A 25,694-nucleotide genomic window follows, 5' to 3' on the forward strand; every position below is an offset into this window, starting at 1 on the left:
GGACTCATGCAGGTCACACTCCTTGTCACAGGGTCACGGGGTGATGTCCAGCCCTTCATCGCGCTGGGCACCACCCTGATGTCCCGGGGGCACTCGGTCGTTCTCGCCACCCACGGAGACTTCGAGAAGCTGGTGCGCGAGTCCGGTCTGGACTTCACCGAACTGCCGGGCAGCCCCAAGGACTTCCTGGCACATCCGGCGCTCACCGAGGCACTGCAGCAGGGCGCCTCGCTCTTCACGGCGGCCCGCAAGGTGCCGCGCCCGACGCAGGAGCACATCCGGCTGCTCGCCTCCCGCATCGCGGAGGCGTGCAAGGGCGCCGACCTGGTGGTCAACAGCGTGCTGAGCCGGATCCTGTTCGAGGACAACGGCAAATCCCCCTGGGCCTCGCTGACGTGGTGGCCGCTGAACCCGACGGGGCAGTGGCCGGCGATGATAGCCCCGAAGCCCAGGCTCGGACCGCGTTACAACCGGCTGACGCACCGGATGGCGGGGCTGCTGGACTGGATCTCCATCCGGGGCTACCGCAAGGAAGCGGGCATGCCCGCCCTACCCTTCGGTGCGCCCTACCGCGAGCTGGGCCGCGACGTGCCGCTGCTGTGCCCGGTCACCCGCGAGATGTTCACCGAGCCGTCCGACTGGCCCGCGCTGTCGCGGTTCACCGGATACTGGTTCTGGGACCGCAAATGGAGCCCGTCGGCGGAGCTGGTCGACTTCGTGGAATCGGGGGACGCCCCGGTGTCGCTGTCCTTCGGCAGCATCTGGCCGGTGCACCAGCCGGAGAAGACGCTGGAGAAGGTGCTCGGCGTGGTCCGCTCGCACGGCCGGCGCCTGGTGCTGGTGGGCGGTGGCCCGGAGAAGGTGCCGGACGACGTCTTTCGTGTCGACGACGTGCACTACCCCTGGCTCTTCCCCCGCTCCTCGGTCGTCATCCACCACGGTGGCTGCAACACCACGGGCGAGGCGCTGCGTTCGGGTACTCCCCAGGTGGTCGTGCCGACATTCGCCGACAGCCCGTTCTGGGCGGCTCAGGTCCACCGGATGGGTGTGTCGCCGCAGCCCATTCCGTTCTCGAAGTTCACCGCCGAGCGCCTCGACGAGGCACTCGGCAAGGCACTGACCGACCAGGGCATGGCGCGACGGGCGGCCAGTGTCGGGGAGGCCGTGCGCGCCGAGAGGGGCACCGAAACGGCCGTCGACATCCTGGAGGACTGGGTGGAGCGGTGGAACGGTCGCCGGACGGCGTCCGACGTCGTATGACCGGGGCTCAGGCGCTCCGCAGACCCGATGACCAGGGAGTCAGCACAACCATGACCGAGACGACGGACCGCTCCGACAGTTCCATCCGGCGCTTCCACTCCTCCGAAGCGGGCGTCCGCCTCGTGTGCTTCCCGCATGCGGGCGGCGCCGCCAGCTACTTCTTCCAGGTCTCACGGCAGTTGTCGCCGGTGGCCGAGGTGCTGGCGGTCCAGTACCCGGGCCGGCAGGAGCGGCGCAAGGAGCCGTTCATCTCCGGCGTCACCGAGCTGGCCGACGTCCTGGTGGCGGAACTGCGCCAGTGGGCCGACCGGCCGCTGGCCCTGTTCGGCCACAGCATGGGTGCGCTGGTGGCCTACGAGGTCGCCCGCAGGCTGGAGGAGGAGGGCATCAAGCCGGTCGCCCTCTTCGCCTCCGGGCGCGGCGCGCCCTCGCTCTCGCGTGACGAGGGCGTGCACCTGCGCGACGACGAGGGGCTGCTCGACAAGGTGCGGGAGCTGGGCGGCACCGCGGGCGCCCTACTGGAGGACCCGGACGTGGTGGAGATGCTCATGCCCGCCATCCGCAACGACTACCGGGCGGTGGAGACCTACCGCCACACCCCGGGCCCGCCGCTGGCCTGCCCGCTGGTGGTGTTCACCGGAGACGCGGACCCGCAGGTCACCGTGGCGGGGGCGCAGGCCTGGGACGCCTTCTCCACCGGCGACTTCGAGCTGAACACGTACTCGGGCGGACACTTCTTCCTCGATGCGCACGCCGCTCACGTGCTCGGGAGGATCCGCTCCCGGCTGGACGGCTGAGCGCCCGCCGTCCGGCTCGCGGTCGCTACGGGAGGACGTCATGGAGATGCATGACGTCGTCTCGCACAAGGTCAGTCTGATCAGCCTGCAGGCCGGTGCGCTCCAGGTCGACCGGTCCGGGACGGTGGACGTCGGCGAGAGCGCCCGGTTGATCCAGGAACTGTCCGCGCAGACCGTCACCGAGCTCCATCACATGCTCGGTGTACTGCGTGCGGTCGGTGACCACGGCGCCGATCACCCTCCCGGCCCCGGCCCCGGACTCGCCGACATCGCCGACCTCGCCGCGCTGGTGCGGGCCGCTGGGATGCCGATCCGCCTCGTGGCGGCACGACAGTCCGCGTGTGACGGGGTCCGGGCTCGGCAGGATCGTTGCTCCTGCCGGTCGCCACGGAGCTCGGGCCTGCGGGCAGAGCTCGGGGTGGGCCAGGACGGCAACGAGCGCCGCTTCCAGACGTGAGGTGACGGCGAGCTTTTCCAGCACGGCGCTCACGTGCTTCTTCACGGTACGTTCGGCGATGCCCAGGCGGCGGCCGATGAGGGCATTGCCCAGGGCGCCGCCGAGCAGGAGCAGGACCTCCCGCTCCCGGACCGTCAAGGACGCGGCCGCCGCCTTGGCCCGGGACTCGACTGCCTCTCCCGTCTGGGCGAGCGCGCCGCGGAGACAGCGTGACCCAGGGCTCCCTTGTGCTGTGTGCATGACACAAACATCCGCCACCGGGCAGTAGACGTACATCCGCCGACTGGCGGGTACCCCCGGCCGACCGAGGGGGTGCCATCGGATCAGGGTGAAGGCCCGGCTCGGCGTGGCCGCGACCCCGCTACCCCTCGCTGTACGGCGACAGCCGGCGCGTGATCCGGTCGAACAGCTCCGTCAGCGGTACGCCGAGGTCCCGGCCGAACTCGGTCAGCCCATAGGTGACTTGGGGCGGCGTCGTCGGCTCGACCTCCCGCCAGACCAGGCCGTCCTGGACCAGCGCGCGCAGCGTCTGGGCGAGCATCTTCTCGCTGATGCCCTGGATGCTCTCGCGCAGCTCGTAGAACCGAAGGTCGCTGCTCCGCAAGGAGATCAGCACCCAGATGCCCCACCTGCTGGTCACGTGGTCGACCACGTCGCGCGCGGGGCAGTCGGTGTGAAACACGTCATACCGCCGCACCGTCTCGCCCTGCCTGTCCTGCGCGCTTCCCGCCATGCCATGAGCTTACCCAGAGGTATGTCCTTACCAAAAGTAAGCCCAACTCCTAGCGTGACGGCCAGAACCAAGCACTCCGACGAAGGAACTAATCATGATCGTGGTGACCGGAGCCACCGGAAACATCGGCCGGCCGTTGACGCGGGCGCTGGCGGAGGCGGGCCGGCAAGTGACGGCGGTGTCGCGGCACTCGGCGGCCGTGCCGCCGGGCGTCCGCCACGTGGTGGCCGACCTGGCCGAGCCGACGGGCCTCGCACCCGCGCTCGCCGGGGCGAAGGCGCTCTTCCTCCTGCTGTCAGGCGACCTGCACGCCACCGCGGCCAATGCCGCCGACATCATCGACGAGGCCGCGGCCCACGGGGTCCGCCGGGTGGTCCTGCTCTCCACGCTGGGCGTGGTGACCAGGCCTTCCGGTCCGACGCGGATCGCGATGCGCTCGCTGGAGGACACGCTGCGGGAATCCGGCCTGGAGTGGGCCATCCTGCGGCCGGGCGGATTCGCCTCCAACGCCCTGTGGTGGGCCGAATCCGTCCGTGCGCATCAGGTCGTCGCCGCACCCTTCGGGGACGTCGGGGTGCCGATCATCGACCCGACGGACATCGCCGCGGTCGCGGCGGCCTGCCTGTTGGACGACCGGCACACCGGCGGCATCTACGAGCTGACCGGTCCGGAAGTGATCACTCCGCGCCAGCAGGCGCGGGCCATCGCCTCCGCGCTGGGATCGCCCGTGAGGTTTCACGAGCTCACCCGCGACGAGGCCAAGGCCGCCATGACCCGGAGCATGCCGGCGGAACTCGCCGACGACACACTGGACATCCTCGGTTCCCCGAGCCCGGAGGAACAGCGCGTCAGCCCGGACGTCCAGCGCGTCCTCGACCGCGCCCCGCGCCCCTTCGCCGACTGGGCCGCCCGCAATGTCGCCGCCTTCCGCTGAACTGCCGGTACGCAAGCAACACTTCACGGCTAGAGCGTGTTCTAGAAGCCGGTGACCTGCGTGGTTGGCCGTCCGGAGGAGTTACGGGCGGCCAACCGGACGGTGGGGGCACGGGTGTTGTCCGAGTCGGTGACAGCATGGCATGCGGAACCGACGGCCCAGGCCCGTCAGTGACGAGGGTGGCTTTGTTGGTGTTCTGCCGCATCGTGCCCGAGACGTAGGCGCGAGGGCCTGGCTTGTTCGCTCGGGGGCCTCGAACCCGGACCTCCGTCCCGTCCGGCCGCAGCTCGACGTCCTCAGCCGCCGCATGGGCGAAGACGTCCGCGAGAGTGCGAAGCCGCCGGTCGCCATGTCCGGGAACGGCGAAGCCACGAGCTGCCAGAAGGGGACGGACTTCGTGGACAGCCCGGGTGATCGTGGAGCGGTCCACTCCGTAGAGCCGGGCCAGAGCCGCGTGCGGGAGCTGGAACCGTAGGACGACCAGCGTGGCGATGGCCCGGTCGGTTCCGGCACCGGTTCAATCCGAGCGTGGGAGCCCGGAGAGCAGGGCCGCGGCAGCTCTGTCGAAGGGGGCGATGCTGCCCGCGGCGCGACACAGGATGTGGGCGCCTTCGAGTGTGACGATCATGAGGGTGGCCAGATCAGCGGCCTGGGACGGGCTCATTCCGGCGTGGGTGAGTTTTCCGGTGAGCTCGCCGCCCCATCCGGTGAATGCTTCGGCCGCGACAGTGCGCAGGCTGCTCTGGTCGGCAATGGCCGCACCGCCGTCGACGGTGACCGCCGCGATTGCGCAGCCGCCGCCCCCGGCGGACGCCTGCACCACGGGGCGGACGTTGCCAAGGAACGTCTCCACGACTTCGCGTGGCGTGCGGGCCGGGAGTTCGTGCAGGTGGCCGCGGACGTCTTCCGCGTTGCGGCGGGCGGCTTCGAGCGCGAGTTGCTGTTTGCCGCCCGGGAAATGGTGATAGATCGCTCCGCGCGCGGCCCCGCTCTCGGCCAGGACGTCGGTGAAGGACATCGCGGCCAGTCCGTGGCGCTGCAGCAGTCCGATCGCTGCGCTGATCATGCGGGACTTCGTGTCCGCGGCCATCGCGACCTCCTTGACTAGTACGGCCATCCTAGTCCATGTTCACCCCACTAGGACGCACGTACTAGTGGGGTGAGCTGGGCAGCCCCCGAAACCGGAGGTTCGTGATGGGCAAGACGTTTCTCTACACCGAGATCCAGGCGGCAGTGCCGTTCGATCAGTTCGACTGGCACCAGGTCAACGTGGCGCTCAAGACCGCGCCGGGCATGATCCGCAAGACGTGGCTGTCCGGGATCGGCACCCACACCATCGGCGGTTTCTACGAGTTCGACAGCGCCGAGAACGCCCTGGCCTTCGCCCAGGGCCCCTTCGCCGAAGAAGCCCGCCGGGCCGGAGCCCCCGCAACGACACGGCTGTTCGACGGCGACATCGTCAAAGACGCCAGTATCGACCTCAACTCGCCCTACTACACCTGACACCGCGGGTTGCCGCCGAGTCGGCTCTGGACACCGCGCTGTTCGGCTGGACCGTCGGCCAACCGGACCCCAACGGCTACCGGCTCTGCACGCTACGCGGACATCTCGTCGCCGCCCTGGGGCCGGCCGAGGACGCAGGCGCACCCTACTGGACGACCAACGTCACCGTGTCGGACATCCAAGCCACCGCCACCCGCTTCACGAACCTGGGCGCCCAGATCATCGTGGCACCCACCGAAGTCGGGACGCTCGGCCACTACGCCGTCACGATCGACCCCGTCGGCGCACCACTGTCACTCTGGCAGCCCGGCACCCACACCGGCATGCAGCTGAACCACGAACCAGGAACCTTCGCCGGCATCAGCCTTCTCACCGACCACTCCGCGCATGCCGCCGCCTTCTACCGACCAGCACTGCACTGGAACTCCAACCCCCAGCACACCGAGTTCCGGTTGCCGGACAACTCCACCGCCGCCACCGGCAAGCCGCCAGGGAAACCACCGGCGCAGCGATCACTCTGGCTGGTCAGCTTCGCCACCAACAGACCCGATGCCGACGCCAAGCGGGCCCGACAGCTCGGTGCCACCGAAGTTCGCCAGAACGCCAACGGAGACGTGGTCATGCGCGACCCCACCGGCGCCCTGTTCCGCCTTACCCAGCACGTCCGATAGTCCCGCTCCGCCCGAACCGGAGAAAGCACCGAGGGGTGGGAGGCCATTGGGCTAGGGCTCCACTCCACCCGGCCGCCCCGCGCGGGCCCGCGCAGCGTAATCTCCAGGCGCCAGGACCCGGGCCCTTCCGGCCAGCACACCGCCTCCGCCCCTCCAGGCTGATGTTTCCGGCCGACGCCCTCTTCGAGATGGGGCGCCACGAGCAGGGGTTTGAGGAACATCCGTGTCAGATCGTGCGCTAAGCCGTCTCCGGGCTGATTAGACCTTTGACCTGGGGTGATTGCGCGGCGGAGCCTTCGCGGGTCGTTGTTGTCGACCTTCGGAGAGTTGTTGTGGCGGTCGAGTTCTTGTCGCTTGAGCAGGCGGCCCGGTATGGGGCGTTTCACGGGGTGCCGTCCCGTACGGAGTTGGAGCGGTACTTCTTCCTGGATGACGCGGATCTGGAGGCGGTGCAGGCCAAGCGGCGTGCACACAACCGCCTCGGGTACGCGGTCCAGCTGACGAGCGTGCGCTACCTGGGCCGGTTCCTGCCGGATCCGCGACAGGTGCCGGCGGAGGTGGCCGCATACCTGGCCGAGCAGCTGGGGATCGGGGATCCCTCGTGCCTGAGGGCGTACGGCGAGCGGGACGGAACGGCCCGCACCCATGCCGGGGAGATTCAGGAGGCCGGGGGCTGGCGGGACTTCGCCGAGGTGCGCGACGAGTTGAGCGTGTGGCTGGACGCGCGGGCGTGGACGACCGGGGACGGGCCGAAGGCGCTGTTCGACGCGGCGGCGGGGTGGCTGCGTGAGCGCCGGGTGCTGCTGCCGGGGGCGAGCCGCCTGGCCCGGCTTGTGGGCACGGTGCGGGAGACGGCGAACCAGCGGTTGTGGGACACGCTGTACGGGCTGCTGAACGTCGGGCAGCGGGCGGTGCTGGACTCCCTGCTGACCGTGGCGCCGGGTGAGCGGGTCTCGGAGCTGGACCGGCTGCGGCGCGGCCCGGTGCGGGTGTCCGGGCCGCAGATGAAGTGGTCGCTCCACCGGGCGCAGGAGATCGCCGACTTCGGGATGGGGGACCTGGACGTCTCGGGAATCCCGCCGCGGCGGCTGGCGGAGCTCTCCCGGTACGGCGTGGACGGCAAGGCGACGCTGCTCAGGCGTCACGCGGACTCGCGCCGGCTGGCGACGTTGCTGGCCACCACCGTGTATCTGACGACCCGGGCGGTGGACGACGCGCTCGACCTGCTGGAGGTGCTGATCGCCACGAAGCTGCTGGCGAAGGCGGAGCGGGAGACGGTCAAGCAGAAGATCAGGACCCTCCCGCGGGTAGAGCGGGCCTCGGCGAAGCTGGCGACCGCGTTCCAGGTCGTCTTCGACACCACTTCCGAGCTGGTCGACACCGACACCGGTGAGGTCAGCGGCCCGGCCGTGTCCTCGTTCGAGGCGATGTGGGAGCGGATCGAGGCGGTGGTGCCGCGCCGGGAGCTGGCCGCAGCGATCGCCGCGCTGTTCGAGCTGACGCCGCCGCTGGACTCGGACGCCGACAAGGCATGGCGGTCCATGCTGGTCACCCGGTTCGGCACGGTGCGGCCCTTCCTGAAACTGCTGGTCACGGTCGTCGACTTCGGCGCGACCCCGGAAGGACTGCCGGTGCTGGCCGCGCTGAAGACGCTGCCGGAGCTGATGGGCCGCAAGAAGGTGGGACCCGCCGAGATCGACACTTCTTTGCTGGTCGGCTCGTGGCGGCGCCTGGTGCTGGCGGCCCCGCACCTGGAGCCGGGCACGGTCGACTGGAAGGCGTACACGTTCTGCGTGCTGGAGCAGTTCCACCGGATGCTGCGCCGGCGGGAGGTGTTCGCGAAGAACTCCTCCCGGTGGGGCGACCCGCGGGCGAAGCTGCTGGCCGGCGAGGCGTGGGAGCGGGCCAAGCCCACCGTGCTCGCGTCCCTGGGCCTGCCGGCCGGGGCAGAGGAGCATCTGGCGGCGCGGGCCGCACTGCTAGACGGCACGTACCGGGAGGTCGCCGGACGGGTGCCGGACAACGCGCAGATCGTGTTCGACGACGACGGCAGGTTGCACTTCGCCGCGCTGGAGCCGGAGCCCGACCCCGCCTCCCTGCTCGATCTGCGGGCGGCGGTGAACGCGATGCTGCCGCGGGTGGACCTGCCGGAGGTGCTGCTGGAGGTGTTCTCCTGGACCGGCGCCGACCAGGCGTTCACCTCGGTCACCGGCGGCGAGGCTAGGCTGAAGGACCTGCACGTCACGATCGCCGCCCTGCTGGTCGCGCACGGCTGCAACGTCGGCTACACCCCCGTGATCAGCGGGATCGACGCGCTGAAGTACGGGCGGCTCTCCCACGTCGACCAGACGTACCTGCGGCTGGCGACCTACCGGGCCGCGAACGCCACCTTGATCCGGGCCCAGTCGTCCATCGGCCTCGCGAGCGCGTGCGGCGGCGGCCTGGTCGCCTCGGTCGACGGGATGCGCTTCGTGGTGCCGGTGCCCTCGGTGTACGCACGGCCCAACCCGAAGTACTTCGGCCGCCGGGGCGGGGCAACGTGGCTGAACATGATCAACGACCAGGCGGCCGGGCTGGGCGGAAAGGTGGTGGCCGGGACCCCGCGCGACTCGCTGTACGTGCTGGACGTCCTCTACGACCGCGACGGCGGCAAGCGCCCGGAGATGATCGTCACCGATACCGCCTCGTACAGCGACATCGTCTTCGGTCTGCTGACCTTGGCCGGGTTCGCGTACGCGCCGCAGCTGGCGGACCTGCCAGATCACAAGATGTGGCGTATCGACCGGGCCGCGGACTACGGCGCCTTCCAGGACGCGGCCCGCGGCCGGGTCGACCTGGTGCGGATCGAGCGGCACTGGGAGGACATCCTGCGGATCATCGGCTCCATCCACACCGGGGCCGTCCGCGCCTACGACGTGATCCGGATGCTTTCGCGCGAGGGCCGACCGACCCCGCTCGGCGACGCGATCGCGCACTACGGGCGGATCGCCAAGACCCTGCACATCCTGCGGCTGGCCGACGAGCCCGCCTACCGGCGGCAGATCAAGGTGCAGGCCAACCTCCAGGAAGGCCGGCACGCGCTCGCCCGGAAGATCTTCCACGGCCGGGCCGGACAGCTCTACCAGCGCTACCAGGACGGCATGGAGGACCAGATCGGCGCGCTCGGCCTGGTCCCGAACGCGCTGGTGCTGTTCAACACCCGTTACATGGACGCCGCCGTCACCCGGCTGCGGGCCGACGGCTTCGAGGTCCGGGAGAGGGACGTGGCCCGGCTTTCGCCGTTCGTCCGGCATCACATCAACATGCTGGGCCGCTACTCCTTCTCGCTGCCGGACCTGCCCGGCGGCCTGCGGCCCCTGCGCGCCGCGGACGCGGGCGCGGAGGAGTAGACGGACCGGTTTCCCCCGGCCGTGCGGCCGGTACCCGCGCCGGGGGAACGGTCAGGTGGCGGGCAGGAGCCGGGGTACCGCGCGGACGTAGATCACCATGCCGACGACTTCGACGAGGGTCTGGGTGACGACCACGACGGCGGCGACCGCGAGCTGGTCGGGCAGGGCCAGGGCGAGGGGAAGGACGACCAGGGAGTTGCGGGTCGCGCCGGTGAACACGATGGCCCGCCCGTCCGGGACATCGAGGCGGAAGAGGCGGGCGACGGCGAGCCCGGCGAAGGCCATCACGATCAGGAACAGCACGTAGAAGGGCACCACGCGGGCCACGTCGGCCAGGCTGTCGCCGAGCTTGGGGACCTGGGAGGCGACCACGGTCAGCAGGGTGGTGGCCATCAGCGGGACCATCGTGGTCCCCATCGCGTCGGCGACCTTCTGCCCGGCGGGGCGGCGGGCCGCCCATGCCTGGGTGAGCCAGGCCAGGGCGAGCGGGATGACGATCAGGATCAGGAACGCTTCGAGGAACGGCCCCGCCTCAACGACGTCGGCCAGGTCGGAGCCCATGAACAGGAACAGGAAGACGGGCAGCAGGACCATCTGCGCGAGCAGGAGCAGCGGGGTCGCGGCCAGCAGGCGCTGGCTGCTGCCTCCGGCGAGACCGGAGAAGACGATGACGTAGTCGACGCACGGGGCCAGCAGGACCAACAGCACGCCCAGGCGGACGGCCTGGTCGGCTGGCAGGAAGCTGAACATGGCCGCCACGACCAGCGGCACCACCACGAAGTTGACCACCAGGGCCGCGGCCAGGAACCGGCCCGCGCGCAGCGAGCGGAGCAGGTCGGCGGCGGGCACCTGGAGGAACGTGACGTAGAGCAGAACGGCGAGGACCGGGTTGACGGCGTGTTCTAGGCCCGGCCCGGCGCCGGGGGCGGCCCAGCCGACCAGGCCTCCGGCCGCGAGGGCGCCGATGTAGACGGCGACCTGGTGGCGTTCCATGGCTGGGACCAGGCCGGATGACTGCGACAACGGACGTGCTCCTTGCAGGGAAACAGTGAAGAGGGATGAGCCCGCGGCCATGGCCGGGCCGGCGAAGGGCCGGGAGATCGGGCCGGGGGTGCTGTGTTCTACCGGCCGGGCGCGGGCCGGGCGGGGGTCTGGCTGAGGAAGGCGCACTGCGGGTCGCAGCGGTCCTCGCGGTCGGGCAGGTCGTCCAGGTGCTCCACCGCGCGGTGGAGGGACGCGGTGAACGCGGCCAGCTCGGCCGCCCGCCGCTCGGCCTCCTCGATCCGGGCCACGACCCGCTCGCGCAGGTCGGCCTTCACCTCCAGGCAGGGCTTCGCCTGCCACACCCCGAGCAGTTCGGCGATCTCCTCCAGCGGCAGGCCCAGGTGCTTGGCCGCTCCGATGAACGCGAGGCGGTCGACAGCGTCCTGCCCGTACAGGCGGTAGCCGGCCGGGGGCCGATCGGCGGGCAGGAGCCCTGCGCTCTCGTAGAAGCGCAGGGTCGTCGCCGGGACGCCGCTGCGTGCCGCGAGCTGGGAGATCCGCATCGTGCTCATCCCCCGACCGTAAACCTTCCACCCGACTCGAAGGTCAAGCCCCCGGGCCCACACCGGTGATCTTCAACGGGTCTGCGGACACCTTGCAGCCGCACCCGCTCTCACCGGCGGTCTTCGGCGCGCAGGAGCAGGAGCTTCGGCGCTGCCCGAGCCACCAGGTTCCGGCGGCGAGGACGGCCAAGGCGACGGCGAGAGCGGGCAGCCAGCCCACCACCGCCCCGGCGCCCGCGCCGACGACCCCGGCCGTGATCAGCACGGGCAGGGCGCAGCATGCCACGCAGGCCAGCGCGGCCAGGCCGCCCAGGGCTTTCGGGGTGCGGTGGGGGCGGGGTTCAGCAGCAGGGTCCGGTATGGCGGTTCTCCTCGGCGAGGTCGGTGAAGGGGATGGGGCAGCACGGGCTCGCGGCGCAGAGGGTCAGGTCGTCGCAGCCGGCTGCGACGGCCGCCGTCAGGGCGGTGCGGATGGTGGTGAGGTCGGCGATCTTCGCGTCGACCTCGGCGAGCTTTGCCTGGGCGCTTTCCTGGAGACCGGCGGCGGGGCGGCCGTGCCGGTGGCGGCCGGCCTCCAGGAGCTCGGCGACCTCCTCCAGCGTGAACCCGAGCCTTTGTGCGGCCTTGATCACGCGCAGGACGGTGACCGCGTCGTCGCCGTAGAGGCGGTGGCCGCCGTTGCTGCGGTCCGGCTCGGCGAGCAGGCCGCGCCGCTCGTAGTAGCGCAGGGTCTGGATGTTCACTCCGGCGGCCTCGGCGACCTGCCCGCTGCGCAGCCCCGCGCTCACCGCTGCCCCGCAGTGGCGGTTCGCGCGGCCAGGGCCTCCAGGACTGCCTCGTGCTCCTGGTCCACCGTGATGTCCAGGCCGACCGTGTCCTCGCCGGGGGTGAGGGTGAAGGTGAAGAACGAGCAGCAGCCGCCCTCCCGCGCGACCAGGTCACGCACCCGGGCCTCGACGCCCGGGCCGGCCGTCAGCTCGAAGTGCAGCCGCAGCGGCTCGGGCCTCGACAGTGAGGTCAGCCGCTCCGAGAACAGTGCGTCCCACTCCGCGACCCGCAGGGGTTGTTCCTCGGTGGGCAGCGTGCAGGACTGCGGCACCCACGCCAGATCGCTCATCGCTCTCACTCCCGTCATCACATCCCCGAGGGTGGGGACACCTCCGACGGTAGACCTGTACCTGGGTATCGGTTGCAAGCCTCCTGGTGGCACGATCCCGGTCGGTGAACGGGCGGTTTACGTGAGGGCCTGAAGGGCGTACAGGGCGCCGATGCCCGTGGCCAGCGCGGCGAGGAGCAGACGCAGGGCGGTTTCGGGGAGGCGGGGTTGGAGGCGGGCGCCGAGGTAGCCGCCGATCAGGCCGCCGAGCCCGCAGGCGAGGCCGAGTCCCCAGTCGGGGGCGACGTCGCCGGCGGTGGTCCAGGACAGGGCCGCGTAGGCGGCGGCGCCGACGATCGAGGTGGCGAAGGTGGCTGCGAGAGCCGCCGGTGCGACGCGGGTCATGGGCAGGCCCCGGGCGGCGAGGATCGGGCCGAGGAGGGATCCGCCGCCGATGCCGTAGATCCCGCCGACCACTCCCACCGCCACGGCCAACGCGGTGAGCGCCCTCGGCGAGGGTTCCGAGCCCGCTGCGGTATGCCGGTGGCGGGCGGGGGCGAGGGTGCGCAGGCCCAGCCACAGGCCCAGCGGCAGCAGGAGTACGGCGATGAGCAGCCGGAAGACGCCGGGGCCGGGGAGTGCGTAGACGCGGATCGCGGCTCCGATGATCACGCCGGGCAGGGTGCCTGCGACCAGGCGCCGGGCCAGGTCGCCGCGCAGGGCGCCGTCGCGGCGGTAGCGCCACAGGGCGCCGGGGCCTGCGACGACGTTGAACAGCAGGTTCGTCGGCGTGATCGCCGGGGACGGTACAGCGAAGACGGACAGGTGGACCGGGAGGAGGAACACCGCCCCCGACACCCCGACCGGGGCGGTCACGACCGCGATCAGCAGGCCGGCGGCCAGGCCCGCCCACCATGTCCACTCCACCGGCCCCGCCCTTCGCTCGTCGCCCGGTCAGTATCGGCGCAGCGAGCGGCCAGGGGGCGGGTCTGTAATGCGGTGTTCATGAACAGCAGGAGCACCCGGGGGCGCAGCCGCACCCGTTCCGGTCCGGGGCGTCGGGCGCCGGCATCGGGCTGTTCACGGGGGTGGGGGCACAGCAGCCCTTGCCCTGCCAGGCGTCACGGCCTTCCCTGACGGCGATGGCGGCGATGACGAGGGCAGCGATGGGGTCGGCCCAAGACCAGCCGAGGGCGGCGTTGAGGACCAGCCCGACGAGGAGGACGGCGGAGAGGTAGGTGCAGAGCAGGGTCTGCTTGGAGTCGGCGACCGCGCTGGCGGAGCCGAGTTCGCGGCCCGCACGGCGCTGGGCGGCGGACAGGAACGGCATGATCGCGAGCGAGAGGGCGGCGATGACGATGCCGGGGACGGAGGAGTCGGCCTCGCCGGTGCCCGCCAGAGCGCGGACGGCGTCGAAGGTCACGTAGGCGGCGAGGGCGAAGAAGGAGATCGCGATGATCCGCAGGGTGGTCTTCTCCCGCGCCTCGCGCACGGTGTGGTCGCGGGCGGAGAACTGCCAGGCGACCGCGGTCGCGGAGGACACCTCAATCACCGAGTCGAGGCCGAAGCCGACCAGCGCGGTCGAGGAGGCGATCGTCCCGGCGGTGATCGCGACGATCGCCTCGATCACGTTGTAGGTGATCGTGACGGCGACCAGGAGGCGTATCCGGCGGGCGAGCGCGTCACGGCGGGCCGGGGACGGGCCCAGAGATATGGAGGCCATCAGCAGCAGCCCTTCGTGTCCGCGTCCGGGCAGGTCTTGTCGTGTTCGACGGCGACGACGGCCTGGCGCAGATGGTCCAGGGCGTGGCCGAGGCGGGCGTCGGCCAACTCGTAGCGGGTTCTCCGCCCGTCGGGGACGGCGGTGACCAGGCCGCAGTCCCGCAGGCAGGTCAGGTGGTTGGAGAGCCGGGTCCGGGAGATGCCGATGGCCTCGGCGAGGTCGGAGGGGTAGGCCGGCGCCTCGCGCAGGGCGAGCAGGATCCGGCAGCGGATCGGATCGGCGAGGGCGCGGCCGAAGCGGGCCAGCACCTCGATGTCAGGGGCGACTGTCAGCACACCACGACAGTACACAGAAACCTGAATTCAAGAGATCATGGACTCTGAGCTCAGCGCCTGCTGTCCCCCGGCGCGAGCAGGCTCGCCAGCTCCGCGATCGCCTCCGGAGACGGCTTGAAGTACCGACGTACGCTCTCCGGCTTCTTGTGCCTCGACTTCGCCATCAGCATCAGCAGCGACGCCCCCTGCTCCCCGAGGTGGGACAGGGAGGAGTGTCGGTACTCGTGCAGGTCCCAACCTGTCCCGGGCCCGCGTACGGCGGTGCGCTCGTCGAGGAGCGCGCGGGCCTGCCCGTAGGAGAGCCGCGCGAAGCCGGTGTCCGGACACATGTCACGGGGGCTGACGAGCTTCCCCGGCCCCGGGCGGCGGTGGGTGACGAACACCGGGCCCCGCGTGCGGCCCTTCAGCAGGCGGGGCAGGAGCCGGGCGGTGCCCGCGTCCCAGCAGACCGTCTCCAGCACGAAGTCCTCGCGCGCCTGGCCCCGGCGGCGGGACTTCGACTTCGCGCCCTTCGCCTTCACCGGGCAGCGGCGGCCGGCGAGGTCCAGGTCCTCGATGTTCACGCCCAGGATCTCCTCCGAGCGGCCGGAGGTCTCGTAGAGCATCCGCCACAGCGTCTTCTCCCGCAGGTGCACCTCGCGGCGGGCGATCAGCCAGTCGACGGCCATCTTCGAGCGGGCGGGAGTCTCGGGCTCCGGCACCGTCAGCCGCTTCGCCCAAGCCGGAACGGCCGGACCGTCGTACCCGTGCTCCCGGCACCAGCCGAGCCAGGACAGCACCCCGGCCCGACGGGAGTTCCAGGTGTTGACCGCGGCGGCACCCCAGAGGAGTTCGAGAGCCTCGCCGATCTCGTCGTCCGCGACCGAGGCGAGCGGACGCCCCTCGCCCAGCCGCTCGGCGGTCTTGCCGACCCCGATCCCGTAGTTGCGGATCGTGTTCGCGTTGCCGAGCGAGTCGAGGAACACATCGGCTGCCGCCCGGACAGTCAACGCCTTCCCCGCCGGCAGCTGTACGACAGTCGGCACCGCTTCCCCTTTGCCGCAGATAACAGGGCCGCTTCGCGCAGCGGCCGAAGAACGTCACCGCAGGTGACGGATCAAGCTACCGCAGATATTGGGGTGTTATCCGTGGGACGACTTCAGACCGCTCCTGCCACCGACAGCCCGCCGGCCGCCCATCAGGGCCGACGAAGGCTTAGCGCACGATCTGACAGCGATGTTCCTCGGACCCCGAGCAGGCCGGCGCACTCGCCGCGGAGCACCTCGCCGGTACCCCCGGCGACGCCACCGCCCTCGTGCTGCTCGCCCGCTGCCGGCATCACCTCGGCGATGAACAGCAGGCGCTCACCACCGTCGAGCACGCCCTGCGCGTCGCACCGAGTTGGTGAGCACCTGGCTGCTGCGCACCCACGTCCTGCTCGCCCTGACGGAGTACGAGCGGGCCGCACACGAGTCGGCCCGCACGGCCGTCGCCCTCGCCCCCGAGGAGAGCGACGCGCACGTCCTCGTCGGCGTCCACCACACCCGCGATTACCGCGTCTCCCAGCAGGCCTACGAGACGGCGCTGCGCCTGGACCCGGACAACAGCACGGCCCACAACAACCTCTCGCTGCTCCTGCTGCGTCGCCGCTGGCTCCGTCCCGGCTCGTGGACCCGGGCCGCCGAGGGCTTCGTCCAGTCCGCCGCCCTCGACCGGGACGACCGCCACGGCCGCTACAACCTGGAGAGGACGGCCGGGGGAACGCTCATGGGCTCCCGCTGGGTGGCCTTCGTCGGATCGATAGCGGTGGCGCTGGGCTCCACGAGGCTGGCTGCTGTGGCAGGCCCGGCGGGTCCCGCCCCACCTGCGCCGCCCCACCTGCGCCGCACCGGCGCAACGCCCTCTTCAGCGCGTTCGCGATTCCGCTGTTCCTCTTCGTGATCGTCATGTCCGTGGCCGGCAGTACCGCCCTCCAACAGCGGGCGCCGAAGCAGTAGGGCCGCTCGCGGGCTCTTTCGGCGACCCGCCCGCGATCGGTCACCCGTCGCGCGTTCCGCCCTCCGGTGCGGGGCCCGACAGCTCGGGGGGTGCGGGGGGAAGGGATGACGTCGGGTGCGGCGGCAGGTCGGTGGAGGTCCACAGGGCTTCGCCGGCCGTGCGCGCCGTGAAGCGGAGCAGACGGCCGTCGCGGTCGATCCAGTAGCGGGTGCTGGCGAGCCTGTCCCGACCTGCCGGCGAACCGGGGGCTCCGGGACCGGAGGCCACGAAGACGGCCGTGTCGCCGATCCGGTCGTCCCTGACCCAGCGCGCGTCGCTGCGTGCCAGGAGCTGCGCGTTGTCGGGTCGGTCGGAACCGAGGTTGAGGAGGAGCAACAGGGCCGCGTCCAGGGCCGAGCCGTGTGGGAGCAGGCGGTGGACCTCCCAGCCGGAGGAGGGGGATTCGCCGGGGAGTCCTCCGTTCCAGTGGGGGCGGGTGGCGACGGCCGTGGGGGTCCAGTGGATGAGCTCGCGGGCCGGCGGGTCGGCGTTGTCGCGGACCTCGGCGTAACCGTGGTGGCGGCGCCAGTCGATGCGTCCGGTGAGGGTGATGGTGCTGCCCCGGGAAGGAACGGTCACCGAGACGTCGCCCGTGCCGCGACGGTAGGTGGTGAACCGGGCCAGGGCCAGGCGGTCCGCTTCGTCGGCGGTGAGGGGGCGGGGAGCCGCGGGCCGCCCCGCGTCCTCAGCGGTCCGACAGGCCGCCAGGGCCAGGAGGCAGGCCGCAACGGTCGCGAAGCGGAAGGAGAAGTGGAAACGGGGGCGGAAGGAGAAGTCAAAGCAGAAGCGGAAGCGGAAGCGGAAGCGGAAGCGGAAGCGACGGCGGGTCATCGGCCGTCCCGACTGCACGTTTCGAGCAGGTCGGGGGCCGGTACGGGCACCGACTCCGGACTGATCGGCCCGGGTCCGGAATCGCTCGGCGCGCCGGGCCGCGCTGCCGCTCCGCCCGGCAGTTGGGGCTGCTCCGGCGGAAGGGGCACGTCGAGGAACGGCGTGCCGACGGGCGCGGCGGGCGCGTCCAGAGCGGTGCGCGGCCCGGCCGTGGGGGCCGGAGCTCCGGCGGGGCAGCCCATGGTCGCCGTGAGGTCCGCGGGGAGAGTGGGACCGAGCGCGCCGGTGAAGCAGTTGCCGCTGCCCGGCGCGTGGACAGAGGCCAGATAGGCGGCGTCGAGGGAGTTCTCCGCGAACAGGTTGTCCGACACGTGGTTGCCGATCGGCGGGAGGTCCTCCGACGAGGAGAGGATCAGGCCCGCACGCGGGTGGCCCGAGATGCGGTTGTGCATCACGGTGTTGTTCCGACCTCCGGCGATGCCGATGCCGATGCCGAAACCCCCGTCGGCCTGTTCGGGAGTGTCGGCGGCCGTGTTGTCGGCGATGAGGTTGCCCGCGATGGTGCCGCCGATCTGGGGTGTGAGGGCTTCGAGGTAGTCGGAGTTCACGGTCATCCCGACCCGGTTGCCGGTGAAGCGGTTGCCGACGACCCACAGCGGGCCGCTGGCGTTGGTGCCCTCGTAGCCGACTGCGTTGCGCTCGGCGACATTTCCCCGCACGAGGATGTCGCACGGCTTGCACTGGCCGACGTAGAGGCCCGAATCCGCGCTGCCGGAGGCGTAGTTGTGCTCGATGCTCCCGTGGCGGGCATTGAAGGCGTAGATGCCGTAGAGGCCGTTGTCGGCAGCGGTGACGTACTGGACGCGGAAGCCGTCGAGGGGAGGGTTCGCCACCGGGTCCAGGCGGTGGTAGCCGTCGCTGCCGCGACCGACGCCCTCTCCGTCGTTCTTCAGCCCGGTGACCAGGACGCCGTTCTGGAGGTGGCCGCTGACGGTGAGGTTCTCGATGGTCACGCCGCGGGCGGTGACCACGATGCCGTTGCCGCGCCTTCCTTCGCCGTCGACGATCACGCGGTTGCGGTCGGTCCCGCGCACGACGACGCGCTCCGTGCGGACGTGGACCGTCTCGCGGTACCGCCCCGGTGAGACGAGAACCAGGTCACGAGGGCGAGCGCGCTCCAGTGCGGCCGTGATGGTGGGGGCCTCGGCCGGAACGCGAATGGTGGCGGGTCCACGGGGAACGGCGTCGGCGGGCCCGCCCGGATCGGCGGTGCAGGCGGTCGTCTGCACCGCCGCGAGGACGAGCAGGGCGGCGAACAGACGGTGCCGGAGCCGGGGGTGACGCCGCGTCCGCAAGCGGATGCGGAGGCAGGATCGGAAGGAGGAGCGAAAGGAGGAGCGGAGGCGGGAAGCGGACACGGTACGGGGTCCTCATCCGGGCAGGGGTGGCCGGCGGCAGCGGATCGGCGACCGGTCGTTGCTGCGTAGAGTACCCACATGAGCACGCAGAGTGACAATTCCTTCCCTGTGATGCGCCGTTCGCTGCTGGGCGCGCTGCCCTCCCTCGCAGTACTGAGCGCCTGCGGGCCCGGCACGACGACCCCCGCCGCACCCGCACCCGCACCCGCTCCCGGGTCGGGTCCGGGGCCTGTCCCGGCGGCAGCGGACCCGCACCGCGCGGCGGTGCCGGCGGCCGGTCCGCGCCAGGCCGGGATCGACCGTCCCGCGCAGCCCCAACAGCACACGGTGGTATCGGTGTTCGACATCGGGCCCCGGGTCGACGTCGCCGAACTGGCGGCGCACCTCGGGGAAGCGGTCCTCGGACTGTGCGGGAAGGCCCGGGCGGCGCTCGGGGCGGATGCCGGGGACCTCACCGTGACCGTGGGGGTGGGGCCGGGGCCGTCGGGCACCGCCACCGCGCGTGCGGTCGGCGGACTGGAACTGCCCGCCTTCGCGCGCGAGGAGCGGTCCGCGGGGTCCTGGGGCGGGGACCTGCTGGTGCAGACGTGCGCGAGCGATCCCGTCGCGGCGGTCCTCGCCGACACCCGCCTGGCCGCCGACCTGGCCGCGCGGGGCGCCTCGCGCCGTTGGTCGCAGGCGGGCTTCCGCCCCCCGGGCGGCGGAGCGGTCCGCAACCTGCTGGGTTTTCCCGACGGCATCGAGAACCCGCGCACGGACGCCGAACTCTCGCGGGAGGTGTGGCTGCCCGGCCCGGGCCCGGTCGCGGGCGCCACCGTCGCCGTGGTGCGGCGGCTGCGCATCGACGCGCCCGCCTTCCTCGCGCAGTCCGTCGCGCGCCAGGAGGAGGCGATCGGGCGCCGCAGGACGGACGGTTCACCGCTGAGCGGTGGGGGGCCGTCGGACCCGCTGGACCTGTCGGCGAAGTCGGCACGCGGGCGGTACCTGGTGCCCGCCATGGCGCACGCGCGGCGAGCCAATCCGAACGCCACCGGCAGCGCAAAAATGCTCCGCCGGGGCTACAGCTACCGCAACGGCCCCGAGGACCAGGGACTGCTGTTCGTCAGCTTCCAGCGGCGACTGCGGACCTTCACCGCCACCCAGCGGCGCCTGGACGACGGCGACGACCTGATGCGTTTCGTCACCGCCACCGCCTCGGCGGCGTTCTTGGTCCTTCCGGGATTCAGCGCGGAAGTCCCGCTCGGCGGAACGCTCTTGGGGGAGCGCAGCTGAAACCGTTCCTCACGACCCCACCCCCCAGTGGGACCCCTCACTCAAAAGTGCGAATTCTCCGACCACGCCTTCCGAAGCCACCCCACGACTCGGAATCATGGTTACGCAACGTGTTCATCTACTACTTTGCGTGACGTGGAGGAAGAGCCTTGAAAGCCTTGAGGAGGGCCGCGGTGGCGTTCGTCGCCGGTCTGGCCCTGACCACCGGAGTCCTACAACAACCCGCGGCCGGCGCCGACCCCGAAGACGGCACCGTCCGCGTGAAGATCATCCGCGACTCCAACACCAACGGGCGTCACGACGCCGCCGCCGAACTCCCGGCGGCCGGCATCACCGTGGTGCTGACCGACTACGAGGGCAACGAGGTCACCGGCGTCACCGGGACGGACGGGTACGCGGTCTTCCCACCGACCACCGTGCTCACCGGCGGCAAGTACTACGTCCGCATGAGGATGCCGAACGGCTCCTTCCTCAAGCCCACCTTCGGCGCCGCCGGCGGTCTCGCCTCGGACGCCACCATCGTCGACGTGACCGACGGCGACGCCGAACTGACCATGGGCGTGCGCAATCCCGCCGACTGGTGCGAGGACGACGCGCGCGTCAGCACCGTCTGTCAGGTCGCCGCCACGAAACCGGGCGGCGTACGCACCACGGTGACCTTCCCGTTCCGCGAGCGCGGCGACAGCAACACGGGCAACACCGCCACCCTCGCCAACCGCAATGACACCGGCAACACCTACGGCGTCGCCTACCACAAGGGACAGCGCCGCATCTTCACCGGCGCCCACGCCAAGCGCCACACGGTGTACGGCCCCTCCGGGCAGGGCGCCGTCTACGTCACGCCCCGGGACGGCGGCGCGACCACCTTGTTCACCACCGTCCCGAACGCCGGCACCACCGCCCACCAGGACGCGGTCCGCTTCGACGGACCCTTCGTCGGTGCGGTCGGCAAGGAATCCCTCGGCGACATCGACATCTCCGAGGACAACCGACAGCTCTACGTCGTCAACCTGGCCGACCGCAGGCTCTACACCTACAACGCCACCACGCCCACCGCCACCGCTCCGGTGACGTCGGTGCCCATCCCGAACCCGGCGTGCCGGACCGCCTCCGACTGGCGCCCCTTCGGCCTCGGGGTCCGGGACGGAGTCGTGTACGTCGGCGGTGTCTGCTCGGCCGAGTCCTCGCAGAACGCCGCGGACCTCAAGGCCGTCGTCTGGACCTACAACCCGGTCACCGCGGTGTTCTCGGCGGCGCCGCTCCACCAGCAGCCGCTCACCTTCCCGCGCGGCGAGGCCAACGTCCAGTTCCCCGGCTTCAACCGGTGGTTCCCCTGGACGACCGGCGCGTCCACCTTTCCGCAGCAGCTCATCGCCCACCCCGAGCCGCTGCTCAGTGACATCGCCATCGAGAGCAACGGCGACATGGTCCTCGGCTTCCGCGACCGGTTCGCGGACATGACCGGGCACGAAATGCCCAACGCCAATCCCGCTTACGGCAACAGCGGAACCACCGACTCGGCCGGCGACCTCAACCGGGCCTGCCGCAAGGCGGACGGCACCTTCGAATGGGAGGGCACGGGCGCCTGCCCGAACAACGCGCCCGGCCGGCCCACCGGTGGCCAGCCCGCCAACGTCGTCGAGTTCTACCCCGGCGACTTCGTGCCGGGCGCCCACCTGGAAACCGCCCAGGGCGCCATCGGCCTGCACCTGCGCGAAAGCCGGATCGCCTCCACCGCCATGGACCCGGCCAGCCAGTTCTTCACGGGCGGCACCGCCTACTTCGACCGCACGACAGGGAGCCGCGGAGCCAACCCCGGCGAGCACGGATTCACCCTCCAGAAGCTCAACGACCCGCTGGACGGCGGCTTCGGCAAGGCCAACGGCCTCGGCGACCTCGAAGTCCTCTGCGACGAACCGGCCGTTCAGATCGGCAGCCGCGTCTGGTACGACCGCAACAAGGGCGGCGCGCAGAGCGTCGACGACGACGAGCCGGGCCTGCCCGGAGTCACCGTCCAACTCCTGTCCGAGAGCGGAGCGGTGCTCGCCACCGTCCGCACGGACGCCGACGGCTCCTACTTCTTCGGTCCCGAGCACGGAGTCCGCCCGAACACCGCGTACAAGGTCCGCTTCGACAAGTCCACCGTGGACGTCAGCGTCATCCGGCCTCGTCCCAGGGATCCCGCCAACCAGTTGTTCTGGTCCCCGACGCAGGCGTTGGGGGCTCCGGCGGACCTCGACTCCGACGCCGTGCCCGACGGGACGCCCAACGGCCGGTTCGCCACGGCCGAGGTGACCACCGGCGCGCCCGGCACCGTCAGCCACGACATCGACGCCGGCCTCTACATCAACCGCCTCTGATACCCCTGGGCCGTACGGACGGTCACACCGGTTGCCGCGGCTCAGCACGCCGCCGCTGCGGCAGCCGGCGGACCCCCGGCTCGTGCCCGCCGGCCGACCAGGCGGGCGGGCGGGCGGCCGGCCGGCGGAGCGCCTGCGCCGAGCGGGTGAGGCTCATGCGCGCCCTGCCGACGGCCTCCACCCGACGCCGGACGATGGGTCCCCCCTCTCCCGCCGCCCAGGAGGCCCCGTGCCCAGGTTCACCACCAATGACGGCGTCAGCCTGCACTACTACGACGAGGGCACGGGCCGGCCCGTGCTGCTCGTCTCCGGATACGGGGCGTCCGCCGACGACTGGGCCTTGCAGTGGGCGCCGCTGCGGTCCGCCGGATACCGGGTGATCTCGCTGGACCGGCGTTGGCACGGGCAGTCCGACCGACCCGCCTGGGGACAGCGGATGTCCCGGCACGGCAAGGACATCGACGACCTGCTCACCGCGCTCGATCTGCGGGACGTCCTCGCCGTCGGCCAGTCCATGGGCGCCAACAGCATCTGGGCCTACGTCGGCCTCGTCGGCACCGATCGGCTGGCCGGGATCGTCACGATCGACCAGACCCCGAAGATGGTCAACACCGCCGACTGGACCCACGGCTTCTACGGGCTCACCGACGACAACCTCAGCAGCTTCTTCGCCACGCCCGCGGCCTTCGCCACCGGCCACGGCCGCGCATGGCCCGACCCCGCCGTCCTGGACTCCGCGATCCGAGCGGCGGGCGGGCGCGGCGCAGAGAGCCGGATCACCCCGGACACCCACCCGCTGCTCCTCGACCACTCCCGCCAGGACTGGCGCGATGTCGTCGCCCGCGCCGACGTACCCGTGCTCATCACCGCCGGGGCGCAGAGCCAGTTCTGGCCCGCCGAACACGCGGCCGCGACCGCCGCCCTCAACCCCCGCGGGGCCTCGACCGTCTTCGCGGACGCGGGCCACACCACCCACGTCGACCAGCCGGCGGCGGTCAACGAACGGCTCATCGCCTTCGCGGACTCGCTCCGGGATCGGCATTCTCGGTAGCGTGGCCCTTCGCCGCACGGGGGTCCCCGTATGTCCGGCCGGTCCGTGCGGGGGCCGCCGACCGAGAGTGATGAGGCTGCGATGAGTGAACTGACGAAGCCCGAGGTCGACGTTCCGGAGGGTGCGGCCCCTACGGAGCTGACCATCCGGGACCTGGTCGTCGGCGACGGGGCCGAGGTGAAGCCGGGCATGGTGGTCAGGGTCCACTACGTCGGGGTGACCTTCGAGTCCGGGAAGGAGTTCGACACGTCCTGGGACCGGGGCGAGCCGTACAAGTTCGCCCTGGGCGGCGGCAAGGTCATCAAGGGCTGGGACCGCGGGGTGAAGGGCATGAAGGTCGGCGGTCGGCGCGAGATCATCGTTCCCCCGCGCCTCGGCTACGGCAAGCAGTCGCCCTCGCCCTTGATCCCGCCGGGCTCGACCCTGGTCTTCGTGGTGGACCTGCTCGACTTGTATTCCAGCACGGGCGGGTGGAGCAAGGCCCAGTGACCCCGGCCGGTCCCTGGGGTCAGGGGTGAGGTCGGCCGATTGGTGGTGAGGCAGCCGCCGCTCAGGCGGCGGCGGGCGGAGAGACCCGTCCGTTCCTCTTCCAGGGCCCACCGCCGCTCCGGGACATGTGCGCCAGCCGTCCGACATGCGCGGGGCCGTGCCACTCGGTACCGTCGAGGAGGTGCGTTCCACCCCACCAGCTGCGGCATTGCCCACTGGGCGGTCGCGGATGTCGCAGAGGAACGATCGCATGGCGAAGCTCAGCATCAGCGCGTCGGCTGCCGCGGCGGCCCTGGTCTGCCTGACGGCATTCGGTACGACGTCGAGCAGCGCGGCGGCGCCGCTCGCCCCCTCTGCCGGCCGCGGCCCGACCGCTGCGCCGCGGTTCGTGCCCGGCCCCTGTCCGAAGCCGCCCGAACCGATCGAGGCGCTGGGTGCCGCGAAGTGCGGCTTCCTGGAGGTCCCCGAGAACCGCGCCCGCGCCGGCGGCCGGACCATCGAGCTGCCCGTGGCGGTCCTTCCCGCGGCGCAGGCGGAGCCCGGCCAGGACCCCGTCGTGTTCATGGCGGGCGGCCCGGGGGCCGACACGTTCGACGACATCCCCTTCCTGGTCGACTCCGGCCTGAACGGGAACCGCGACCTGATCATCATGGGCCAGCGCGGAAACCTGTACGCGCGGCCGAATCTCGCCTGCCCGGAAGTCGATCGGTACAACGCGACCGCCGTGGGCCTGCGTTACGACGCGCCGGCATCGGCAAAGCCCCTGCTGGACGCGCTGAAGCAGTGCCATGACCGCCTGGCGGCCGACGGAATCGACCTGGGCGCCTACAACACCACGGAGAACGCCGCGGACTTCGCCGATCTGCGGACGGCGCTGGGCATCGGACAGTGGAACGTCTACGGGTACTCCTACGGCACCAACCTGGCCCTCACCTACCTGCGCGAACACCCCGAGGGCATTCGCGCGGTGGCGCTCGACTCGCTCGCACCGCCGAAGGAAACCGTCCTGCCGGTGACTTGGAGCAGCGCCCGGCAAGGGATCGAGGGCATCCTCGACGCGTGCGCGGCCCAGCCCCGCTGCAAGAGCCGCTACCCCGACGTCGACCGCACGCTGACCGAGCAGGTGCGCACGCTGGAGGCGAAGCCGCTGGTGCTGAACGCCAAGCCGGCCAAGGGTGGAGACACCGTCGAGGTCGACATCGACGGCGGCGCACTGCTGAACCTGCTGGTCGCCAACGCCATCAAGCCCGTCGACCTTCCGGCGGCGCTCGACGAGCTAGGCCGGGGCCGCACGGAACGCGTCGCGCGGGCCCGCGCGGCCGACTCGGTCCAGAACGTCGGCGCGGTCGCCCACGGGCTGATCGAGTCGGTCGCGTGCGGCGAGTGGGTGCCGGGGTCCTCACCGTCCGACCTGCTCGGCGCGGGGCGCGCGGCCTTCCCGGGCTGGCCGGACACGGTCCTGGCCCAGGCACCACAACTGCCCTTCCAGTACGAGGCGTGCCGCATCTGGAGCGTTCCCGACCGCACCGCCACCCAGCGGGTCGCCACCGAGAGCGCGGTACCGGCGCTCGTCATCCACGGCACCTTCGACACCAAGACCGGGGCGAGCCTGTCCAAGGACGCGGCCCGTACGCTGTCCCGCTCGACCTCCGTGGTGATCCCCGGAGTCGGGCACTGGGTGGTCCCCCAATCGCCCTGCGCACAGCGGGTGCTGGCCTCGTTCCTCGCCCGTCCGACCGAGCCCGACACCGGTTGCGTGGCGGGTCTGACACCGCAACCGTTCACGATCGTCCCGAAGTGACCGGATCATTC

27 protein-coding genes and 2 pseudogenes are annotated in these 25,694 nt (G+C 71.5%); 14 read left to right on the top strand and 15 right to left on the bottom strand.

What is annotated here, in order from left to right; all coding sequences use genetic code 11:
- The first annotated feature begins 6 nt into the window (after positions 1 to 6).
- From ACIQWR_RS31415 to ACIQWR_RS31425, 3 genes are read left to right on the top strand one after another with little or no spacing between them, the layout of a single operon-like run.
- Entirely contained in the window at positions 7 to 1,260 is a 1,254-nt protein-coding gene (locus tag ACIQWR_RS31415) for a glycosyltransferase (RefSeq protein WP_404016488.1), read from the top strand.
- Positions 1,261 to 1,310: 50 nt separating this feature from the next.
- Positions 1,311 to 2,057: a thioesterase II family protein gene (locus ACIQWR_RS31420; protein WP_404016491.1), complete on the top strand. Its 747-nt coding sequence runs from the start codon at positions 1,311 to 1,313 to the stop codon at positions 2,055 to 2,057.
- Between the two features lie 46 nt (positions 2,058 to 2,103).
- Positions 2,104 to 2,514 carry a histidine kinase gene (locus tag ACIQWR_RS31425; protein ID WP_404016686.1) on the top strand — a complete coding sequence of 137 codons (411 nt, stop codon included), beginning with the start codon at positions 2,104 to 2,106 and terminating at the stop codon, positions 2,512 to 2,514.
- Here the strand turns inward: ACIQWR_RS31425 and ACIQWR_RS31430 are convergent.
- Positions 2,500 to 2,790, bottom strand: a pseudogene (locus ACIQWR_RS31430) (helix-turn-helix transcriptional regulator); the annotation flags it as partial. The gene ACIQWR_RS31425 and the pseudogene ACIQWR_RS31430 overlap by 15 nt on opposite strands.
- A gap of 85 nt (positions 2,791 to 2,875) precedes the next feature.
- Entirely contained in the window at positions 2,876 to 3,247 is a 372-nt protein-coding gene (locus tag ACIQWR_RS31435) for a winged helix-turn-helix transcriptional regulator (protein ID WP_404016493.1), read from the bottom strand.
- 94 nt (positions 3,248 to 3,341) lie between these two features.
- Between ACIQWR_RS31435 and ACIQWR_RS31440 the strand changes: the two genes are divergently transcribed.
- Positions 3,342 to 4,181 carry an SDR family oxidoreductase gene (locus ACIQWR_RS31440; protein WP_404016496.1) on the top strand — a complete coding sequence of 280 codons (840 nt, stop codon included), beginning with the start codon at positions 3,342 to 3,344 and terminating at the stop codon, positions 4,179 to 4,181.
- On the opposite strand, the gene ACIQWR_RS31445 is transcribed toward ACIQWR_RS31440, so the two are convergent.
- Both ACIQWR_RS31445 and ACIQWR_RS31450 read right to left on the bottom strand, forming a co-directional pair.
- Positions 4,096 to 4,674, bottom strand: coding sequence for a transposase family protein (locus tag ACIQWR_RS31445; protein WP_404016688.1), 579 nt, complete (start codon positions 4,672 to 4,674; stop codon positions 4,096 to 4,098). The genes ACIQWR_RS31440 and ACIQWR_RS31445 overlap by 86 nt on opposite strands.
- A gap of 24 nt (positions 4,675 to 4,698) precedes the next feature.
- Complete coding sequence (locus tag ACIQWR_RS31450) at positions 4,699 to 5,271, bottom strand: TetR/AcrR family transcriptional regulator (RefSeq protein WP_404016497.1); 573 nt, start codon at positions 5,269 to 5,271, stop codon at positions 4,699 to 4,701.
- 104 nt (positions 5,272 to 5,375) lie between these two features.
- Between ACIQWR_RS31450 and ACIQWR_RS31455 the strand changes: the two genes are divergently transcribed.
- The 3 genes from ACIQWR_RS31455 to ACIQWR_RS31465 all read left to right on the top strand — a co-directional run bounded on the left by ACIQWR_RS31455 (position 5,376) and on the right by ACIQWR_RS31465 (position 9,744).
- The gene (locus tag ACIQWR_RS31455) at positions 5,376 to 5,684 is read left to right on the top strand and encodes a hypothetical protein (RefSeq protein ID WP_404016500.1); all 309 of its coding nucleotides are present in this window, start codon (positions 5,376 to 5,378) and stop codon (positions 5,682 to 5,684) included.
- 167 nt (positions 5,685 to 5,851) lie between these two features.
- Positions 5,852 to 6,355: a VOC family protein gene (locus tag ACIQWR_RS31460; protein WP_404016503.1), complete on the top strand. Its 504-nt coding sequence runs from the start codon at positions 5,852 to 5,854 to the stop codon at positions 6,353 to 6,355.
- A 332-nt stretch (positions 6,356 to 6,687) separates the two neighbouring features.
- Positions 6,688 to 9,744, top strand: a complete 3,057-nt coding sequence (locus tag ACIQWR_RS31465) for a Tn3 family transposase (protein ID WP_404016505.1) — start codon at positions 6,688 to 6,690, stop codon at positions 9,742 to 9,744.
- A gap of 51 nt (positions 9,745 to 9,795) precedes the next feature.
- Here ACIQWR_RS31465 and ACIQWR_RS31470 read toward each other — a convergent pair whose 3' ends face one another.
- The 9 genes from ACIQWR_RS31470 to ACIQWR_RS31510 all read right to left on the bottom strand — a co-directional run bounded on the left by ACIQWR_RS31470 (position 9,796) and on the right by ACIQWR_RS31510 (position 15,470).
- The gene (locus ACIQWR_RS31470; RefSeq protein WP_404016691.1) at positions 9,796 to 10,737 is read right to left on the bottom strand and encodes an arsenic resistance protein; all 942 of its coding nucleotides are present in this window, start codon (positions 10,735 to 10,737) and stop codon (positions 9,796 to 9,798) included.
- A gap of 128 nt (positions 10,738 to 10,865) precedes the next feature.
- The gene (locus tag ACIQWR_RS31475) at positions 10,866 to 11,300 is read right to left on the bottom strand and encodes a MerR family transcriptional regulator (protein ID WP_404016508.1); all 435 of its coding nucleotides are present in this window, start codon (positions 11,298 to 11,300) and stop codon (positions 10,866 to 10,868) included.
- Positions 11,301 to 11,334: 34 nt separating this feature from the next.
- Positions 11,335 to 11,577 (bottom strand): hypothetical protein, encoded by a 243-nt coding sequence (locus ACIQWR_RS31480; protein WP_404016511.1) that lies wholly within the window; start codon positions 11,575 to 11,577, stop codon positions 11,335 to 11,337.
- 55 nt (positions 11,578 to 11,632) lie between these two features.
- Entirely contained in the window at positions 11,633 to 12,079 is a 447-nt protein-coding gene (locus tag ACIQWR_RS31485) for a MerR family transcriptional regulator (protein WP_404016514.1), read from the bottom strand.
- Positions 12,076 to 12,408, bottom strand: coding sequence for a hypothetical protein (locus ACIQWR_RS31490; RefSeq protein WP_397720207.1), 333 nt, complete (start codon positions 12,406 to 12,408; stop codon positions 12,076 to 12,078). Before ACIQWR_RS31490 ends, ACIQWR_RS31485 begins: the two co-directional genes overlap by 4 nt.
- A gap of 117 nt (positions 12,409 to 12,525) precedes the next feature.
- On the bottom strand, positions 12,526 to 13,314 hold the full coding sequence (locus ACIQWR_RS31495; protein ID WP_404016517.1) for a sulfite exporter TauE/SafE family protein: 789 nt from the start codon (positions 13,312 to 13,314) through the stop codon (positions 12,526 to 12,528).
- Between the two features lie 76 nt (positions 13,315 to 13,390).
- Complete coding sequence (locus tag ACIQWR_RS31500; protein WP_404016520.1) at positions 13,391 to 14,110, bottom strand: cation transporter; 720 nt, start codon at positions 14,108 to 14,110, stop codon at positions 13,391 to 13,393.
- Positions 14,110 to 14,445, bottom strand: coding sequence for an ArsR/SmtB family transcription factor (locus tag ACIQWR_RS31505; protein WP_404016522.1), 336 nt, complete (start codon positions 14,443 to 14,445; stop codon positions 14,110 to 14,112). Before ACIQWR_RS31505 ends, ACIQWR_RS31500 begins: the two co-directional genes overlap by 1 nt.
- Before the next feature lie 50 nt (positions 14,446 to 14,495).
- Complete coding sequence (locus ACIQWR_RS31510) at positions 14,496 to 15,470, bottom strand: tyrosine-type recombinase/integrase (protein ID WP_404016525.1); 975 nt, start codon at positions 15,468 to 15,470, stop codon at positions 14,496 to 14,498.
- A gap of 209 nt (positions 15,471 to 15,679) precedes the next feature.
- Between ACIQWR_RS31510 and ACIQWR_RS31515 the strand changes: the two are divergent.
- Together ACIQWR_RS31515 and ACIQWR_RS31520 are read left to right on the top strand one after the other, a co-directional pair.
- Positions 15,680 to 15,832 (top strand): annotated as a pseudogene (locus ACIQWR_RS31515) (hypothetical protein); the annotation flags it as partial.
- Complete coding sequence (locus ACIQWR_RS31520; RefSeq protein ID WP_404016528.1) at positions 15,829 to 16,365, top strand: tetratricopeptide repeat protein; 537 nt, start codon at positions 15,829 to 15,831, stop codon at positions 16,363 to 16,365. The pseudogene ACIQWR_RS31515 and the gene ACIQWR_RS31520, both read left to right, overlap by 4 nt.
- A 96-nt stretch (positions 16,366 to 16,461) precedes the next feature.
- Here ACIQWR_RS31520 and ACIQWR_RS31525 read toward each other — a convergent pair whose 3' ends face one another.
- Both ACIQWR_RS31525 and ACIQWR_RS31530 read right to left on the bottom strand, forming a co-directional pair.
- Positions 16,462 to 17,292 carry a hypothetical protein gene (locus ACIQWR_RS31525; RefSeq protein ID WP_404016530.1) on the bottom strand — a complete coding sequence of 277 codons (831 nt, stop codon included), beginning with the start codon at positions 17,290 to 17,292 and terminating at the stop codon, positions 16,462 to 16,464.
- Positions 17,289 to 18,647: a NosD domain-containing protein gene (locus ACIQWR_RS31530; RefSeq protein WP_404016533.1), complete on the bottom strand. Its 1,359-nt coding sequence runs from the start codon at positions 18,645 to 18,647 to the stop codon at positions 17,289 to 17,291. The genes ACIQWR_RS31525 and ACIQWR_RS31530 overlap by 4 nt, the downstream gene beginning before the upstream one ends.
- 141 nt (positions 18,648 to 18,788) lie before the next feature.
- Here ACIQWR_RS31530 and ACIQWR_RS31535 point away from each other — a divergent pair, with 141 nt between their 5' ends.
- The 5 genes from ACIQWR_RS31535 (at position 18,789) to ACIQWR_RS31555 (ending at position 25,683) form a co-directional block, all read left to right on the top strand.
- Positions 18,789 to 19,982: a Dyp-type peroxidase gene (locus ACIQWR_RS31535; protein ID WP_404016535.1), complete on the top strand. Its 1,194-nt coding sequence runs from the start codon at positions 18,789 to 18,791 to the stop codon at positions 19,980 to 19,982.
- Between the two features lie 173 nt (positions 19,983 to 20,155).
- Positions 20,156 to 22,342 carry an SdrD B-like domain-containing protein gene (locus tag ACIQWR_RS31540; RefSeq protein ID WP_404016538.1) on the top strand — a complete coding sequence of 729 codons (2,187 nt, stop codon included), beginning with the start codon at positions 20,156 to 20,158 and terminating at the stop codon, positions 22,340 to 22,342.
- 229 nt (positions 22,343 to 22,571) lie between these two features.
- Complete coding sequence (locus tag ACIQWR_RS31545; RefSeq protein WP_404016541.1) at positions 22,572 to 23,393, top strand: alpha/beta fold hydrolase; 822 nt, start codon at positions 22,572 to 22,574, stop codon at positions 23,391 to 23,393.
- Between the two features lie 81 nt (positions 23,394 to 23,474).
- The gene (locus tag ACIQWR_RS31550; RefSeq protein WP_404016544.1) at positions 23,475 to 23,882 is read left to right on the top strand and encodes an FKBP-type peptidyl-prolyl cis-trans isomerase; all 408 of its coding nucleotides are present in this window, start codon (positions 23,475 to 23,477) and stop codon (positions 23,880 to 23,882) included.
- A 250-nt stretch (positions 23,883 to 24,132) separates the two neighbouring features.
- Positions 24,133 to 25,683: an alpha/beta fold hydrolase gene (locus ACIQWR_RS31555; protein WP_404016547.1), complete on the top strand. Its 1,551-nt coding sequence runs from the start codon at positions 24,133 to 24,135 to the stop codon at positions 25,681 to 25,683.
- Positions 25,684 to 25,694: the final 11 nt, after the last annotated feature.

It is taken from the genome of Streptomyces sp. NPDC098789, from assembly GCF_044759975.1.
GTDB lineage: Bacteria > Actinomycetota > Actinomycetes > Streptomycetales > Streptomycetaceae > Streptomyces.

Excerpts from the sequence above, each read along its gene's own strand:
- ACIQWR_RS31415 (WP_404016488.1), top strand. The coding sequence starts at position 7 with ATGCAGGTCACACTCCTTGTCACAGGGTCACGGGGTGATGTCCAGCCC.
- ACIQWR_RS31420 (WP_404016491.1), top strand. The coding sequence starts at position 1,311 with ATGACCGAGACGACGGACCGCTCCGACAGTTCCATCCGGCGCTTCCAC.
- ACIQWR_RS31425 (WP_404016686.1), top strand. The coding sequence starts at position 2,104 with ATGCATGACGTCGTCTCGCACAAGGTCAGTCTGATCAGCCTGCAGGCC.
- ACIQWR_RS31435 (WP_404016493.1), bottom strand. The coding sequence starts at position 3,247 with ATGGCGGGAAGCGCGCAGGACAGGCAGGGCGAGACGGTGCGGCGGTAT.
- ACIQWR_RS31440 (WP_404016496.1), top strand. The coding sequence starts at position 3,342 with ATGATCGTGGTGACCGGAGCCACCGGAAACATCGGCCGGCCGTTGACG.
- ACIQWR_RS31450 (WP_404016497.1), bottom strand. The coding sequence starts at position 5,271 with ATGGCCGCGGACACGAAGTCCCGCATGATCAGCGCAGCGATCGGACTG.
- ACIQWR_RS31455 (WP_404016500.1), top strand. The coding sequence starts at position 5,376 with ATGGGCAAGACGTTTCTCTACACCGAGATCCAGGCGGCAGTGCCGTTC.
- ACIQWR_RS31470 (WP_404016691.1), bottom strand. The coding sequence starts at position 10,737 with ATGGAACGCCACCAGGTCGCCGTCTACATCGGCGCCCTCGCGGCCGGA.
- ACIQWR_RS31475 (WP_404016508.1), bottom strand. The coding sequence starts at position 11,300 with ATGAGCACGATGCGGATCTCCCAGCTCGCGGCACGCAGCGGCGTCCCG.
- ACIQWR_RS31490 (WP_397720207.1), bottom strand. The coding sequence starts at position 12,408 with ATGAGCGATCTGGCGTGGGTGCCGCAGTCCTGCACGCTGCCCACCGAG.
- ACIQWR_RS31500 (WP_404016520.1), bottom strand. The coding sequence starts at position 14,110 with ATGGCCTCCATATCTCTGGGCCCGTCCCCGGCCCGCCGTGACGCGCTC.
- ACIQWR_RS31525 (WP_404016530.1), bottom strand. The coding sequence starts at position 17,292 with ATGACCCGCCGTCGCTTCCGCTTCCGCTTCCGCTTCCGCTTCCGCTTC.
- ACIQWR_RS31535 (WP_404016535.1), top strand. The coding sequence starts at position 18,789 with ATGAGCACGCAGAGTGACAATTCCTTCCCTGTGATGCGCCGTTCGCTG.
- ACIQWR_RS31550 (WP_404016544.1), top strand. The coding sequence starts at position 23,475 with ATGAGTGAACTGACGAAGCCCGAGGTCGACGTTCCGGAGGGTGCGGCC.
- ACIQWR_RS31555 (WP_404016547.1), top strand. The coding sequence starts at position 24,133 with ATGGCGAAGCTCAGCATCAGCGCGTCGGCTGCCGCGGCGGCCCTGGTC.